Below are 14,594 nucleotides of genomic sequence, written 5' to 3' on the forward strand. Positions count from 1 at the left end.
CGCCCCGTTAGCCTTGGCGAGCGGGGCGGCGTTCCTGAAGTGGCCGCACGATCAGCCAGTCAATCATCAACATCACTAGCAGCGACGCGCCTACCAGCGGAAACAGCACGCCGCCAATCACGAGAAGGGCGATCAGCCCACGAAACACGCGTTTATCAGCGGGCAAGGGCGGCACGCCCATGGCCCCTGATGGGCGACGCTTCCACCACATCACGCCTGCGGACACGCACATCACGATGATGGCGATGCATACCGCCAGCAGGAAGAGCTGGTTGATGAGCCCAAACTCCTGCCCCAAGTGAACGTTAATCCCAAATTCCAGCCAGCGGCCTAGCGCGCCATAGTCGGCGTAGCTCATGTCGAGCAGCGGCTCACCGCTGTATTGATCGAGGTGAATCACGCGCTGCTGGGTTAAGTCATCGGGATAAATCGAGCCTGTATACACCCCGGCGGCCGTAGTTGGCAGATTGACGCTGTAGCCCTGCTGTAGGCCCAGCGCTTCTAACTGAGCCACTGCGTTGTTCAACCCAATGCGCGGGGCAGGCACGGCAGGTGGCGTTGATTCCGGCACTCGCGCCTGCTCCAGCGACCAACTGGTGCTGCCCTGGTCGCTTAAGTAAGCGTTGGACATCGGCACTTCCACGCGAACCCCCGTGGGGTAGCCAAAGTTGTTGCCGTTGGCCCACTGGTTGACCTGCCCGCCCCATACGCCCGACCACGGCATGCCGGTAATGGCCAGAAACACGATAAACCCACCGATAAAGATCCCCAGCACCGCGTGCAGGTCGCGCCAGAACACTCGGCTTTTGGGTTTGCCGCGCACGCTCACCACGCCGCCCCTACCGTTGCGCGGCCACCAGAGATAAATGCCGGTGGCGACCAGCAGGATCGACCAGCCCGCCGCTATCTCGATCAGCTTGCGCGGGGTTTGCCCGAAGAACTTGAAGCTATGCAGGTAGCGCACGGTCCACATCACCGTGCCCCGGTCGTCCAGCGCGCCCAGTACCTCGGCGGTGTAAGGGTTTACATACACCGCCAATCGTTCGCCGGTCAGGGCGTTAACGGTAATTTCAGCCGAACTTTCCGGCGTAGCGGGTGAGGTGTATTTCACCGCCGTGCCGGGGTGCTCCCGCAGCGCCGAGCTCACGAGTGAGGCGGCAGGCTGGGTGGCCTGCTGAACTTCTACGCGCTTGAGGTCAGAGTGGATCAGCGCATCCAGCTCGTCATCAAACAAATAGAGTGCCCCGGTCAGCGAGAGCGCGATTAAAAAAGGCAGGACTAACAGGCCTGCATAAAAATGCCAGCGCCAAACAGCGCGATACAGATCAAGCGACGCTTTGCGCGCTGTCTGTGTGGAACTCATTGTCGTCATGCACACGCTCCAAGCGCTCAAAGCACCGTGTTACCCGCACGCGGCGGCGCTCACACGGCGTTTAAGACGCGATATTTATTTGCCAGCCAAGCCCGTTTTTAGCTGGCCAGTTAGGTAAACCATTTGAGTGGTAAACCCGCTTAGTTAAATGACGTTTAACGAGGGTGGAGCGCGAGGATAAGCGTGGGGGTAGGCTTGTACCGCAGCAGCGTGCTGGGTAAAGGCCGTTGGCAGCGGCGTACGAGTGATAAAGGCCACGCTGCCAATGGCGGGTAAATGATGGGGGGCGGTCGGCGTGTTTTGCCATATACCGCAATAGTCACACTGGTGATACCAGTGGTGCAGCGGGTTATTGGCGTGAGATGACGGAGCAGGCGTCTCACACAGGTCAGTGCCGTCATGACCGTGCGCGTGAGCTGGGGAGTGCTCTGATAAGTGCTCTAGCGCGTGTTTTGAAGAGTGTTCTGAGGAGTGATCTAAAGAGCTAGCTTGCGCCTGCCATTGAGACAGTAGCGGCCCCGCAAATAGCAGGTAAATCGCAGCGAACGCTAAGTAGAGCGCTGTGCGATACCAAAAAGAGTCTGCTGAGCGGAAGTAATGCATCTACGGGATACGCATTGTGGGCTTCATGTTCGTTTCTTAACGAAATAACGGCGTCATAGTATCTGAAAGTGCCCCGTGGTTAACGCACCATTGTGCGGTTAATTGACACGTGACACGTCACTCTGTGTTGCTTAACCGTAGAGGGCCCGCACCGCAGCGGAATCAGCCGTTACTCAATCGTATAGTTAGCTGCCCCAAGGCCCGCCTCACTAAAGCGAATTTCTACAGGAAATTCCGAATTGCAGCCCTGAACCACCCACAGCTCCCGCCAGTACCGAGAACCTTCACTCCCCTGAGGCATCGCCAGCACGTAGGGTTGAAACGACTCAGGCTGCTGGCAACCCAGCGTAGCCACTTTGGCCGCCACGCCCAGCATCGCATCCTGAATCAACTGCTGGTTAGAGAGAGTGCCCTCCTGAAGCGCACCGCTGGGTAACGATTGTGCGGCGACATGGCTGCTCAGTAGGCTGAATAAAAACGGGGCAGAAAGACGAGCGGATAGGGTCATGGGTGTGCTTCTCAAGAGCGCGTAATGGCGGATTCACTGACTTTACCCCAACCTTTTATTTTTAAGCAAAGAATGATTTGTGGCGAAAAGCGTATGCCCAGGCGCTGTGTATATCGTCATGAGTGTTCCAATTTGGTGCAAATTGATCTTTCGGTGAGCTCTTTTGGTGCTTGGTTCAGCTTGATCTGTCAGCAATGGGGCGAGCGAGTACCCGCAGCGACTAGGAAGTATCGCCTTTCACCATTTTGGCGCATTCTTTGCATTTGTAAGGCAATGATTTATCCACAAGGAAGCGACAGCGCCCCATGATGTTGAGCGAACTCGCCCCACCCGCTGCTGGTTCCGGCCACCGCTTTGACGCCGAGCGCCGCTGGGCCGCCTCGCTGGCCCTGCGCTTTGCCAACCGCGATGGCGTGACCCGGTTAGTGCAAGCGCGCCACCAAGGGCCGTTACGGGTACAGCGCCCCTTCTACCCGGAAGGCAACCAGGAAGCGTGCCACGTTTACGTATTGCACCCGCCCGGCGGACTCGTGAGCGGTGATGCGCTGACCATCCGCGCCCATATCGAGCGCGATGCCCATGCGCTGCTCACTACGCCCGCTGCCAATAAACTCTACAAAGCCGACAGCCAAGGCGTGGCCTGGACACAGCACACCGAGCTGACGGTAGAAGAGGACGGCACCTTAGAGTGGCTGCCCCAGGAAACCATTGCGTTTAACGGCTCAAAGGGCGCTCAGCGCACTCATATCGCGCTGCAGGGCAATGCCCGCTGCCTAGGCTGGGAAGTGATGGCGCTCGGCCGCCCGGCCAGCGACCTGCCCTATGTCTCTGGGCGTATTGAACAGCACTTTCGCTTAACCCTAGATGGCAAACCGCTGTGGCTTGAACGCCAGCCGCTAGACCCCGCGCACCCTCGCTTTGCGGGCCGCTGGGGGCAGGGCGGCGCAACGGTGCAGGCCACGCTCTGGGCGGTGGGCATTGACGATGCCGCTGCGGCCATTGAAGCACTGCGCGAAGCGCTGCCGGATAACCCACGCTGGGCGGTAACCGTGCGCCACGGCGTACTGCTGCTGCGCTATCTAGGCACTTCTCGTAACGAAGCCTGGGCGCTGTGTGAACAGGCCTGGCACCTGCTGCGGCCGCGCTGGATTGAGCGCGAAGCGCATACGCCGCGCATTTGGCTAACCTAATAAGCAACACGCTGATAACGCTGGAGACACTTCATGGAACTGACCCCACGAGACAAAGACAAGCTGATGCTGTTTACCGCCGCCCAGCTTGCCGAGCGCCGCAAAGCGCGTGGTTTAAAACTGAACTACCCCGAAGCGGTAGCGCTGATCAGCTTTGAGATTATGGAAGGCGCACGGGATGGCCGCAGCGTAGCGGATTTAATGAGCTATGGCCGCGAGATCCTGACCCGAGACGACGTGATGGAAGGCGTGGCGGAGATGGTCGATGAAGTGCAGGTAGAAGCCACTTTCCCAGATGGCACCAAGCTGGTCACCGTCCACACGCCGATCAACTAACCGTCCCCCACTAGGAGAGCGCCATGATGTCCGGCCCAATGATTCCAGGACAGTATCAGTTACAAGAGGGTGATATCGAGCTGTGCGCGGGTCGCGAGCGTATCACCGTAGAGGTGGCCAACACCGGCGACCGACCCATTCAGCTTGGCTCCCACTACCACTTTGCCGAAGCCAACCCTGCGTTGGTGTTTGACCGAGATAAAACCCGTGGCTATCGCCTGGACGTCGCCGCCGGAACCGCCATCCGCTTCGAACCCGGCCAAACCCGCGAAGTCACGCTGATTCCGTTTGTCGGCAAGCGTGAAATCTACGGCTTCCGCGGCGATGTGATGGGTGCGCTGGATTAGCCAACGGCTTAATAAAGAACAACCGACGGTAGGGCGGGCATCGGCTGGGTGACTGTCTGCGCCATGGATGGCGCAGTCAAGCGTACAGGGATGTATCCACAGCGTGTCACACAGACGATGGCCGCCCAGCACTGGACTCAACGCTTGAGGCAGAGGCAAATATGAAACCGGTAAACAAAATCAGTCGGCAAGCCTACTCCGATATGTACGGCCCCACGGTAGGCGACCGCGTGCGTCTGGGCGACACCGAACTCTGGATCCAAGTCGAAAAAGACGCCACCCACTACGGTGAAGAAGTGAAGTTCGGTGGCGGCAAAGTCATCCGCGATGGCATGGGCCAAAGCCAGCGCCAGGATGCCACGGTGATGGATACCGTGATCACCAACGCGCTGATTCTAGACTGGTGGGGCATCGTCAAAGCCGATGTGGGGCTGCAAAACGGCCGCATTGCCGCCATTGGTAAAGCAGGCAACCCCGATACCCAGCCCGATGTGGAGATCGTGATTGGCCCCGGCACCGAAGTGATTGCAGGCGAAGGCAAAATCCTCACCGCCGGTGGCATCGACGCGCATATTCACTTTATCTGCCCTCAGCAGGTAGAAGAAGCGCTGATGAGCGGTGTCACCACTATGCTGGGCGGCGGCACTGGCCCCGCCACGGGCTCCAACGCCACCACCTGCACCCCCGGCGCTTGGCACATTGGCAAGATGCTCCAGGCCGTGGACGACCTGCCCATGAACATCGGCCTGCTCGGCAAAGGCAACGCCAGCCTGCCGGAAGGGCTCGAAGCGCAGTTGGAAGCGGGCGCGATGGGTCTCAAGCTCCACGAGGATTGGGGCACCACCCCCGCCTCGATTGATACCTGCCTGAGCGTGGCGGAAAAGTACGATGTGCAGATCGCCATTCACACCGATACGCTTAACGAATCCGGCTTTGTCGAAGACACTCTGGCGGCGTTTAAAGAGCGCGGCATTCACACCTACCACACCGAAGGTGCAGGCGGCGGACACGCCCCGGATATCCTCACCGCCTGCTCCAAAGAGTACGTGCTGCCGTCCTCCACCAACCCCACACGGCCCTACACGGTGAACACCATCGACGAGCACCTGGACATGCTCATGGTTTGCCACCACCTGGACCCCAATATTCCCGAAGACGTGGCCTTTGCCGATTCACGTATTCGCCGCGAAACCATCGCCGCCGAGGATATCCTCCACGACCTGGGCGTGATCTCGATGATCGCCTCCGACTCCCAGGCCATGGGGCGCGTGGGTGAAGTGGTCTGCCGCACCTGGCAAACCGCCCACAAAATGAAGGTGCAGCGCGGCCTGTTGCCGGAAGATGAAGCGTTGGGGGCCGATAACCTGCGCGCCAAGCGCTATATCGCTAAGTACACCATTAACCCCGCCATTACCCACGGCATCGCCCACGAAGTAGGCTCCATTGAAGTGGGTAAGCTGGCGGATTTGGTGCTGTGGAAGCCTGCCTTCTTCGGCGTCAAACCCGCGCTGATTCTGAAAGGCGGCATGATTGCCGGTGCGCCGATGGGCGACCCCAACGCCTCCATCCCCACGCCGCAGCCGGTGCACTACCGCCCCATGTTTGGCACCTTTGGCCGCGCCGCCAGCCAGACCCGGCTCAACTTTGTCAGCCAAGCGGCGATAGACGCAGGCATTAAAGAGCGACTGGGTCTACAAAGCACGCTTTCCGCCTGTAAAAACGTGCGCGGCGTGCGTAAAAAAGATATGAAGCTCAACGATGCCTGCCCTGAGCTCACCGTCGACCCGCAAACCTACGAAGTGCGCTGCGACGGCGAACTGCTCACCTGCGAGCCCGCGACCGAGCTGCCGCTGGCGCAGCGGTATCACTTGTTTTGAATGTAGGACATACCCCACGTGACACGAGAGCCGGGGGCAGCCCGTAGAGAGGGTCTTTTGCCAGGGATGGCAAAAGTAGCGTACAGGGAGGTATTCACAGCGCCCTCTCGTAGGGCTGCTCCCGGCGAGCCCCCCAAGGCTATAACAGGACGATATCGATGTTGAAACTGATTGAACGCCTCGGCCCCGTAGATGAGGACACCGCCAGCGACACGCTGACACTGCCCTTCGAGCTGCGCATTCGCGGCCGCTTAAAAGCCGAGAGCGACAGCGGCCAGCCGCTAGGGCTGTTTCTGGATCGTGGCCCCGTGCTGCGCGATGGCGAAGGCCTGAAAGCCGAAAATGGTGAGATCGTGCGCATTTGCGCCGCGATCGAACCCGTGGTGACCGCGCGAGTGAGCACTGGCTTACCGCTGGCACGGCTTGCTTACCACCTCGGCAACCGTCATGTGCAGCTCGCACTGGGTGAAGATGCGAAAGGCGGCTGGGTACGCTTCCCACCCGACCACGTCCTCGAAGAGCTGGCCGAGCTGCTGGGTGCCACACTTGAGCACCATAACGCCACCTTCGACCCCGAACCGGGAGCCTACAACCAAGTGGGTGGTGGGCATTCGCACAGCCATTCTCACTCCCACGACCAAGACCACGACCACGCGCATGAGCACCACCATGCCCACTGAGCAGCGCTCAGACCTCGCCCTGCTAGGGCTGATGCAGCTCGTCAGCCCCGCACTGCCCATTGGGGCTTTCGCCTTTTCCCAAGGGCTAGAGAGCGCCTTTGAACTAGGCTGGGTGAGTGATGAGCCAAGCCTCTCTCAGTGGCTATCCGGCGTGTTGGAGGATGGCCTGAGCCGCTGCGAGCTGCCGCTGATCGAGCGGCTGTATTGCGCATTTGAGCAGCAGGATGGTGCTGCGGTTGCGGCGTGGGACGAGTGGCTGGCCGCCACCCGTGAAACCGCGGAGCTGGCCGCCGAAGACAGCCGCTTGGGTGCATCGCTGAAGCGGCTGCTGGGCAGTCTCGACCTATTACCCAAAAATGAAGGGCTGCCCAGTGAAGACTCACTGACGCCCTTGCTACCGCCTCATGCAGGCTATGTCACGCTGTTTTCATGGGCGGCTTACCAACGTGGCATACCCGTTCGCCAAGCATTGCTCGGCTTTGTCTGGGCGTGGTTGGAAAATCAGTTGGCAGTCGCCTGTAAAGCCTTACCCTTAGGCCATACGGCGGCGCAGCGCATTATTGAACAGCGGCGCGGTGAGCTGGTCTCTGCGGTTGACCAAGCGCTACAGCTTGACGATGACGAACTCGGCCCCGCGCTGCCCGGCGTTGCGCTGGCCAGCGCCCTACACGAAACCCAATATTCCCGCTTGTTTAGAAGTTAATGAGCGCTGTTATTTAGGAGAAAAGAATGACTCACTGTTTACGCGTTGGCGTGGGTGGCCCGGTTGGTTCAGGCAAAACCGCGCTGCTCAAGCAGCTTTGTTCAGCGCTGCGGGACTACTACGATATCGCCGTGGTCACCAACGACATCTATACCCGCGAAGACGCCGACTTCCTGCTCAAGCACGATGCGCTGCCCGCGGATCGCATCTTGGGTGTTGAAACCGGCGGCTGCCCGCACACGGCGATTCGTGAAGATGCCTCCATGAACCTGGCGGCAATTGACGAACTGCACGCCCGTCATCCCAAGCTTGAGCTAGTGCTGGTGGAGTCCGGTGGCGACAACCTCTCGGCCACCTTCAGCCCCGAGCTGTCTGATTTAACGCTCTACGTGATCGACGTCTCGGCAGGCGACAAAATTCCCCGCAAAGGCGGCCCCGGCATTACCAAATCGGACCTGTTGATTATCAATAAAATCGACATTGCCGAGCAGGTTCACGCCTCGCTTGAGGTGATGGAACGCGATTCGAAAAAAATGCGCGGTGAGCGTCCCTTCGTCTTCACCAACCTCTACGACGGTGTAGGCCTTGAAGAGATTATTCGCTTTATCCTAGATAAAGGCATGCTGGACGAGCGCCGCCCCCAGGCGGCAACGGCGTAACCTTTAGGCTGCTCAAACCTCGCCGCATAAAAAAGCTGCCCAGCTTCGCGTTAGCGAAGCTGGGCAGCATTGTTTTGTGGATGGCAGCGTGCCAAAACGGGCCGTCCCTGGCCACCACTTCGCTACCATGAACTGATAACCGATTGATAACCTTAACCTAGGTTATGAAACCGCGTTTATTGAGTTAATGAGTTGTTCATAAAGCAAAAAAATGCCCCCAGATGGCTAAAGCTAGTGGCGCCTAGGTCGATAATAAATTTACAAAAATTCAAACATCTGACCACGACCCACTGGAAGATACGCAATGGCGAGCCCTCCCTCTACGATGAAAAAACGCAGTTTAAGTCTCCAGATGAAAGTGTTGATGCTCGTGCTACTCCCTTTGCTGCTCGTCACGGTGGCACTGGTAGCTTTCGATGCCTACAGTCGTATTCAAGATACCCAAGAAACGCTTGTTGAGCAGCGCGAGATGCTGATTGAAGAGCGTCGCAACGCTGTGCGCGATATCGTCCAGATGGCGACCACCGCGATTGCACCTATTTACGACCAAGCGGGCGCTAATGACGCCGACGCCAAAGCGCAGGCGGCGGATATGCTTCGCGCCATGCGCTTTGAAGGCAATAACTATGTCTTTGTTTATGAATACGACGGCACCAATATCGTGCTGCCGTTTTCGCCTGACCGCCAGGGCACCAATTTAATCGACCTGCAAACCCCCAATGGCGACTACCTGATTCGCGATATGATCCGTATTGCCCAGTCAGGCGGTGGTTTCTATGAATACCCCTGGGAGTACCCCGGTACCAGCGATGTGGAGCCGAAGCACTCCTACATTGACCGCCTCGAAAAATGGGGCTGGATGCTTGGGGCAGGTGTTTATGTCACGGACGTAGACGCCGCGGTAGCTGAGCTTGAGGCCGCGGCAAATGCGGACCTACGAGACTCGATTATCTTTGCCGCGCTGTTAGGCGCTGTTCTGTTTGCAGTGGTCGCTCTGTTAGCAGTGGGCGTCGTGCGCCGCATTGTTGGGCCCATTAAGCGTACCGCCAGCGCAATGAACGATATTGCCCAAGGCCGGGGTGATTTAACCCGCCGCCTCTCGGTGGAAAGCAACGATGAAGTGGGCAACCTAGCCGTTCAGTTCAACGCCTTCGTTGGCCGTATGCAGGATACCCTGCTCGACGTACGTCGCAGCACGGTGAGCGTTTATCACTCGGCGGGTGAGATCTCTCACAGCTCCGAAGAGCTGGCGACCCGCACCGAGCAGGCCGCCGCGAATTTGCAGCAAACCTCGGCCTCGATGGAAGAGATTACCTCTACCGTGAGCCACAGCGCGGATAACGCCCAGCAGGCGAATAAGTTAGTGCAGTCCACCGCTGAAGTGGCCCATCAGGGCGAAGCGGCGATGGAGCAGGTTGAGCGCACCATGCGCGATATCAACGACTCTGCCACGCGCATCAGTGAAATCATCACCATGATTGATGCGATTGCCTTCCAGACCAATATCCTTGCCTTGAACGCCTCGGTAGAAGCCGCTCGCGCGGGTGAACATGGCCGTGGCTTTGCGGTGGTGGCGGAAGAAGTCCGCACGCTGGCCAGCCGCTCAAGCAACGCCTCTAAAGAGATCCGTGGGCTGATTGATGCCTCGGTGCAGCATACCCATAACGGCACGGAGCTGGTGCGCAACGCCGGAGCCACCATGCGTGAGATCGTCGAAAGCGTCTCGAAAGTAACTGACGTGATTGGAGAAATTAGCGCTGGGGCCAAAGAGCAGAGCAGCGGTATCGGGCAGATCAATACCGCCGTTGCCGAAATGGACACCATGACGCAGCAGAACGCGGCCATGGTGCAGGAATCCACCACCGCTGCGGCAGATATGCGCCGCCATGCCGAGCATCTGAACGAGCTGATCAACTCGTTTGTGCTGGGGGAAGGTGCGCCCGCTCCGCGTCAATCAAAAAGCCCATCGCGCCAAGCGCTGCCCACCAGCAGCGCGGGTGCAAGCCAAGAGCTAAAGCGCCCGGCGCTCTCCTCTAAACCGGCACCCGCCAAAGGCAGCGAAGACGACTGGGAAGCGTTTTAAGCCTGACGCTGACGCAGGTGGTTGATCACACCACCTTGGGTAATCAGCTCCCGCTGGCGGGAGCTGAGCCCATGATGCAGCGTTATCTCCCCCTTACCGGGGATATGCGCGGTGAGCGTCGCCCCACTTTCCAACTGCGCGTAGAGATCCTCGATCACTACGCGGTCACCTTGCGCTAGCTGTGCGACATCTTCATCACGGGTAAAGGTTAACGGCAGCGCACCAAAGCAGATCAAATTTTGCCAGTGAATACGCGCAAAACTCTTCGCCACCACCACCTGTAGCCCTAAGTAACGCGGCACCAGCGCGGCATTTTCTCGGCTGGAGCCTTGCCCATAGTTGGCCCCGCCAATAATCACGTGCCCGCCCTGAGTACGGGTGCTTTCTGCGCGCTCGGCATAGCTTGGGTCGACCGCTTCAAACGTGAACGGTGCCGACGCATACACGCTGCTCCAATACGGCAGCACCCGCTGCCCGGCAGGCATAATGTCGTCGGTGGAGATGTTATCGCCCGCCACCAGCAGCACGGGTACATCCAAATGGTTAGGCAGAGGGGAAAGCTCTGGCAGGGCCGGGGTGTTCTCGGTTTTTTGCAGCGCTTTTAGCTTTGCCTCATGGGGCGGCAGCGGCGCATTAAACAGCGCGCGGTTCACTTCGATGTTGGCGGGCTCCTGGGGGCGCGGGTAGGGCATGTCGAGAGTGCGCGGGTCGGTAATCTCCCCCGCCAGTGCTGAAGCCGCCGCGGTTTCTGGGCTGCACAAAAACACGCTGTCCTCCCGCGTGCCGGAGCGCCCTGGGAAGTTGCGCGGCACGGTGCGCAGGCTGTTGAGCCCCACCGCCGGGGCCTGGCCCATACCAATACAGCCGTTACAGCCTGCCTGGTGCAGCCGTGCGCCGCTGGCGACCAAGTCGGCTAAATAGCCTTGCTCAATCAGCGTGGTTAGCACTTGGCGGGAAGAGGGGTTGATGTCCAGCGAGACCCCATCGGCCACCTGCTTGCCGCGCACGATTTCGGCCACCACGGCAAAGTCACGAAAGCCTGGGTTGCCTGATGAACCGATGTACGCCTGATGCAGTGGCTGGCCTGCTGCCTCCCGCACGGTGACCACGTTATCGGGGCTGGAAGGCAGCGCAATCATGGGCTCCAGCTTGCTGAGATCGAGCGTCTCGTGAAGGTCGTAGTGGCAGCCGGGCTCGGCGGCCAGCGCGACCCAATCGGCTTCCCGGCCCCGGGAGGCTAAAAAGCGCCGGGTCTCGTCATCACTGGGGAACACCGTGGCCGTGGCCCCCATTTCAGTGCCCATGTTGGCCAGCACATGGCGGTCCATGGCGGAAAGGTGCGCAAGCCCCGGCCCGTAATACTCAATCATGGTGTTTTTGCCGCCTGCCACGCCGTGGCGGCGCAAAAGCTCCAGCACAATATCCTTGGCTGAGACCCAGTCAGGCAGTTGCCCTTCAAGCTTAATACCCCAGATTTTCGGCATGGTGATGTACAGCGGCTCGCCCGCCATCGCCATGGCCACTTCAATGCCGCCTGCACCAATCGCCAGCATGCCGAGTGCGCCCGCCGCCGTGGTGTGGCTATCGCAACCCACGATGGATTCACCGGGCACGCCAAAGTTTTCCATATGCACCGGGTGGCTAATGCCGTTGCCTGGGCCGGAGTACCACACCCCAAAGCGCTCGCAGGCGCTCTTTAAAAACAGGTAGGTTTCGGCATTTAGGTTATCGGCCTGTACAAGGCCATGGTCGATGTACTGCACGCTGGGCTCGGTATGCACCCGGTCAAGCCCCATGGCTTCTAGCTCTAGCATCACGAGGGTGCCTAACACGTCTTGCAGCAGGGCTTGGTTAATGCGCAGGGCAATTTCACTGCCGGGGGTTAGCTCGCCGCTGACCAAATGGCGCTGAATTAATTGCTGGGCAAGGTTTAACGGTGGAACAGGGGAGGAGTTAGACATGGTTAATCACCAGATTATCGTTGTTATGGATCACACGGTTATGCAGGGATGCGGGAAACACGTTTTCAGGGAAGGGCGTAACAGCGGTCCGCGCTGCCCGCTTTCACCACTTGGCCCGGCGTCTCATGGCCGATCAGCTCGGGCAGGGTGGCGGAAATGTCCAGTAGCGCAGGCAGGTTTACGCCGGTGGCAACGCCCATTTGTTCGAACATATGCACTAAGTCTTCGGTGCACACATTGCCCGTGGCACCGGGGGCAAACGGGCAGCCGCCCAAGCCACCTAGCGAGGCGTCAAAGCGGGTAATGCCCGCTTGCCACGCCGCAAGAGCATTCGCCAGCCCCATGCCACGGGTGTTGTGGAAATGCAGCGTAAACGGCACGTCGGGAAAGCGTTCCAGCACTTGGCGGCACAGCGCCTCTACCTGGGCGGGGTTTGCCACGCCGGTGGTATCGCACAGCGTGACGCCTTCCACCCCCAGCGCCAGCTGCTGCTCAATGAGGGTGAGCACACGCGCTTCAGGCACCTGCCCTTCAAACGGGCAGCCAAAGGCGGTGGAGAGCGAGGCATTGATAAAGACGCCGCTACCGCGCACCGCCTGAATAATGGCGGCAAACTGTGTCAGCGACTCCTCCGGTGTCATGCGCAGGTTCGCACGGCCGTGGGCGTTGCTGGCCGACATCACCAGATTGATCTCATCCACGCCGCAGGCCAGCGCCCGCTCGGCACCTTTTAGGTTGGGTACCAGCACCGTGACGTCCACACCCTCGCGGCGCTGAATGGCGCTTACCACCTCAGCGGCGTCGCGTAGGTTGGGTATGGCTTTAGGAGAGACAAACGAGGTCGCTTCGATACGGGCAATGCCGGTGGTGGTTAACGCATCGATCAGCGCGATTTTCGGCTCGGTGGGGATAAAGCGCTCTTCGCTCTGAAAGCCATCGCGGGGGGCTACTTCGTTGATTTGTAACGTCGTCATGGGGTTCTCCACTTAAATAATGCCTGCCTGACGCAGCTTGTCGCGGGTGGCGGCATCAATGCCCAGCTCCTCCAGCACGTCATCGGTGTGCGCGCCCAGCTGTGGCCCGCCTTGCCCAAGCCTGCCGGGGGTGGCGCTCAGTTTAGGCAGCACGCCCGGCACTTTGAGCGGGCGGCCATCGGCGCGGGTAACGGTTTGAATCATCTCGCGGGCAAGGTAGTGGGGGTCGTTGGCAATATCGGCAGCGGTGTAGGGGTAGCCTGCCGGTACGCGGGCGTCGTCTAAAGCGCTAAGGATGTCGTCCCGGTGGCGGGTTTGGGTCCAGGCCTCAATAGCAGCGTCTATTTCATTGGCGTGTTGGCTGCGGCCATCGTTGTGGGCCATGGCGGGGTGGTTGGCTAAATCCTCTCGGCCAATCACACCCATCAAGCGCTTGAAGATGCTGTCGCCATTACCGGCAATCAGCACGTACTCGCCTTCGCGGGTGCGGTAAGCATTCGAGGGCGTGATGCCGGGCAGGGCGCTGCCGCTGGGCTCGCGCACGTGGCCGGTGGCATCAAACTCTGGCAGCAGGCTCTCCATCATGGCGAACACGGATTCATACAGGGCGACATCAATCTCTTGCCCTAAACCGCTGCGCTGGCGCTCTTGCAGGGCCAGCAGCGTGCCAATCACCGCGTAGAGCGCCGAGAGCGAATCGCCAATGCTGACCCCCACGCGTACCGAAGGCTCGCCCGCGTGGCCGGTCAAATAGCGCAGCCCGCCCATGGCTTCACCAATCACCCCAAAACCGGGTTTATTGCGATAGGGTCCGGTTTGGCCAAAGCCTGACACGTGCACCATGATCAGCTTGGGGTTAATCGCCGCCAGCGCCTCATAGCCCAGCCCCCAGTTTTCCAGGGTGCCAGGGCGGAAATTTTCGACCACCACATCGGCTTCGGCGGCTAAGCGGCGCACCACGTCTTGGCCCTCTTGGCTGCGAAGATCAAGCGTCACCGAGCGTTTTGTGCGACTTTGTACATGCCACCACAGCGAGGTGCCTTCTTCGAGAATGCGCCACTTGCGAAGCGGGTCGCCAGTGCCGGGCGGCTCGATTTTGATCACATCGGCACCAAATTCACCCAGCAGTTTGGTGGCAAACGGGCCGGCAATGAGCTGGCCTAGCTCTACGACTTTAAGTCCATCGAGGGGAAGCTGGCGGGTGGTCATAATAAAAGCTCCTGGTAACGCCCATCATCCAAGCAGGTGGGATGCTTTGTTTGCCATTTAGCATCAGTGAGCAAGCGCACCACCACAATTAG

At 59.6% G+C, this 14,594-nt stretch carries 14 protein-coding genes; 8 read left to right on the forward strand and 6 right to left on the reverse strand.

Annotated elements, in window-relative coordinates; translation table 11 throughout:
* Window positions 1-7: 7 nt before the first annotated feature.
* From IEW65_RS12105 to IEW65_RS12115, 3 genes are all read right to left on the reverse strand, one after another.
* On the reverse strand, window positions 8-1,372 hold the full coding sequence (locus tag IEW65_RS12105; protein WP_188639731.1) for a PepSY-associated TM helix domain-containing protein: 1,365 nt from the start codon (window positions 1,370-1,372) through the stop codon (window positions 8-10).
* Window positions 1,373-1,516: 144 nt separating this feature from the next.
* A complete protein-coding gene (locus tag IEW65_RS12110) occupies window positions 1,517-1,975 on the reverse strand; it encodes a DUF2946 domain-containing protein (protein ID WP_188639732.1) in 459 nt (152 codons plus the stop codon).
* A gap of 169 nt (window positions 1,976-2,144) precedes the next feature.
* Complete coding sequence (locus IEW65_RS12115) at window positions 2,145-2,483, reverse strand: hypothetical protein (protein WP_188639733.1); 339 nt, start codon at window positions 2,481-2,483, stop codon at window positions 2,145-2,147.
* Between the two features lie 305 nt (window positions 2,484-2,788).
* Between IEW65_RS12115 and IEW65_RS12120 the strand changes: the two genes are divergently transcribed.
* The 8 genes from IEW65_RS12120 (at window position 2,789) to IEW65_RS12155 (ending at window position 10,358) form a co-directional block, all read left to right on the forward strand.
* Window positions 2,789-3,673 carry an urease accessory protein UreD gene (locus IEW65_RS12120; RefSeq protein WP_188639734.1) on the forward strand — a complete coding sequence of 295 codons (885 nt, stop codon included), beginning with the start codon at window positions 2,789-2,791 and terminating at the stop codon, window positions 3,671-3,673.
* A gap of 33 nt (window positions 3,674-3,706) precedes the next feature.
* Window positions 3,707-4,009, forward strand: a complete 303-nt coding sequence (ureA, locus tag IEW65_RS12125) for an urease subunit gamma (RefSeq protein ID WP_016915359.1) — start codon at window positions 3,707-3,709, stop codon at window positions 4,007-4,009.
* A gap of 38 nt (window positions 4,010-4,047) precedes the next feature.
* On the forward strand, window positions 4,048-4,356 hold the full coding sequence (locus IEW65_RS12130; RefSeq protein ID WP_096921858.1) for an urease subunit beta: 309 nt from the start codon (window positions 4,048-4,050) through the stop codon (window positions 4,354-4,356).
* A 161-nt stretch (window positions 4,357-4,517) separates the two neighbouring features.
* Window positions 4,518-6,233, forward strand: a complete 1,716-nt coding sequence (gene ureC / locus IEW65_RS12135) for an urease subunit alpha (protein ID WP_188639735.1) — start codon at window positions 4,518-4,520, stop codon at window positions 6,231-6,233.
* A 158-nt stretch (window positions 6,234-6,391) separates the two neighbouring features.
* Window positions 6,392-6,913 (forward strand): urease accessory protein UreE, encoded by a 522-nt coding sequence (gene ureE / locus IEW65_RS12140; protein WP_188639736.1) that lies wholly within the window; start codon window positions 6,392-6,394, stop codon window positions 6,911-6,913.
* Window positions 6,891-7,616: an urease accessory protein UreF gene (locus IEW65_RS12145; protein WP_229755549.1), complete on the forward strand. Its 726-nt coding sequence runs from the start codon at window positions 6,891-6,893 to the stop codon at window positions 7,614-7,616. Before ureE ends, IEW65_RS12145 begins: the two co-directional genes overlap by 23 nt.
* A 26-nt stretch (window positions 7,617-7,642) precedes the next feature.
* Window positions 7,643-8,275: an urease accessory protein UreG gene (gene ureG, locus IEW65_RS12150; RefSeq protein WP_038479289.1), complete on the forward strand. Its 633-nt coding sequence runs from the start codon at window positions 7,643-7,645 to the stop codon at window positions 8,273-8,275.
* A 364-nt stretch (window positions 8,276-8,639) separates the two neighbouring features.
* Complete coding sequence (locus IEW65_RS12155) at window positions 8,640-10,358, forward strand: methyl-accepting chemotaxis protein (protein WP_229755550.1); 1,719 nt, start codon at window positions 8,640-8,642, stop codon at window positions 10,356-10,358.
* Here IEW65_RS12155 and IEW65_RS12160 read toward each other — a convergent pair.
* The 3 genes from IEW65_RS12160 to IEW65_RS12170 all read right to left on the reverse strand — a co-directional run bounded on the left by IEW65_RS12160 (window position 10,355) and on the right by IEW65_RS12170 (window position 14,502).
* Entirely contained in the window at window positions 10,355-12,319 is a 1,965-nt protein-coding gene (locus IEW65_RS12160; RefSeq protein ID WP_188639738.1) for an aconitate hydratase, read from the reverse strand. The two genes, IEW65_RS12155 and IEW65_RS12160, sit on opposite strands and share 4 nt — an antisense overlap.
* Before the next feature lie 65 nt (window positions 12,320-12,384).
* On the reverse strand, window positions 12,385-13,293 hold the full coding sequence (locus IEW65_RS12165) for a hydroxymethylglutaryl-CoA lyase (RefSeq protein WP_188639739.1): 909 nt from the start codon (window positions 13,291-13,293) through the stop codon (window positions 12,385-12,387).
* A gap of 12 nt (window positions 13,294-13,305) precedes the next feature.
* Window positions 13,306-14,502, reverse strand: a complete 1,197-nt coding sequence (locus IEW65_RS12170; protein WP_188639740.1) for a CaiB/BaiF CoA transferase family protein — start codon at window positions 14,500-14,502, stop codon at window positions 13,306-13,308.
* Window positions 14,503-14,594: the final 92 nt, after the last annotated feature.

The organism is Vreelandella lutescens, from assembly GCF_014640815.1.
GTDB lineage: Bacteria > Pseudomonadota > Gammaproteobacteria > Pseudomonadales > Halomonadaceae > Vreelandella > Vreelandella lutescens.

Excerpts from the sequence above, each read along its gene's own strand:
- IEW65_RS12115 (WP_188639733.1), bottom strand. The coding sequence starts at position 2,483 with ATGACCCTATCCGCTCGTCTTTCTGCCCCGTTTTTATTCAGCCTACTG.
- ureE (WP_188639736.1), top strand. The coding sequence starts at position 6,392 with ATGTTGAAACTGATTGAACGCCTCGGCCCCGTAGATGAGGACACCGCC.
- IEW65_RS12145 (WP_229755549.1), top strand. The coding sequence starts at position 6,891 with ATGAGCACCACCATGCCCACTGAGCAGCGCTCAGACCTCGCCCTGCTA.
- ureG (WP_038479289.1), top strand. The coding sequence starts at position 7,643 with ATGACTCACTGTTTACGCGTTGGCGTGGGTGGCCCGGTTGGTTCAGGC.
- ureA (WP_016915359.1), top strand. The coding sequence starts at position 3,707 with ATGGAACTGACCCCACGAGACAAAGACAAGCTGATGCTGTTTACCGCC.
- IEW65_RS12165 (WP_188639739.1), bottom strand. The coding sequence starts at position 13,293 with ATGACGACGTTACAAATCAACGAAGTAGCCCCCCGCGATGGCTTTCAG.
- IEW65_RS12160 (WP_188639738.1), bottom strand. The coding sequence starts at position 12,319 with ATGTCTAACTCCTCCCCTGTTCCACCGTTAAACCTTGCCCAGCAATTA.
- IEW65_RS12170 (WP_188639740.1), bottom strand. The coding sequence starts at position 14,502 with ATGACCACCCGCCAGCTTCCCCTCGATGGACTTAAAGTCGTAGAGCTA.
- IEW65_RS12155 (WP_229755550.1), top strand. The coding sequence starts at position 8,640 with ATGCTCGTGCTACTCCCTTTGCTGCTCGTCACGGTGGCACTGGTAGCT.
- ureC (WP_188639735.1), top strand. The coding sequence starts at position 4,518 with ATGAAACCGGTAAACAAAATCAGTCGGCAAGCCTACTCCGATATGTAC.
- IEW65_RS12120 (WP_188639734.1), top strand. The coding sequence starts at position 2,789 with ATGATGTTGAGCGAACTCGCCCCACCCGCTGCTGGTTCCGGCCACCGC.
- IEW65_RS12110 (WP_188639732.1), bottom strand. The coding sequence starts at position 1,975 with ATGCATTACTTCCGCTCAGCAGACTCTTTTTGGTATCGCACAGCGCTC.
- IEW65_RS12130 (WP_096921858.1), top strand. The coding sequence starts at position 4,048 with ATGATTCCAGGACAGTATCAGTTACAAGAGGGTGATATCGAGCTGTGC.
- IEW65_RS12105 (WP_188639731.1), bottom strand. The coding sequence starts at position 1,372 with ATGACGACAATGAGTTCCACACAGACAGCGCGCAAAGCGTCGCTTGAT.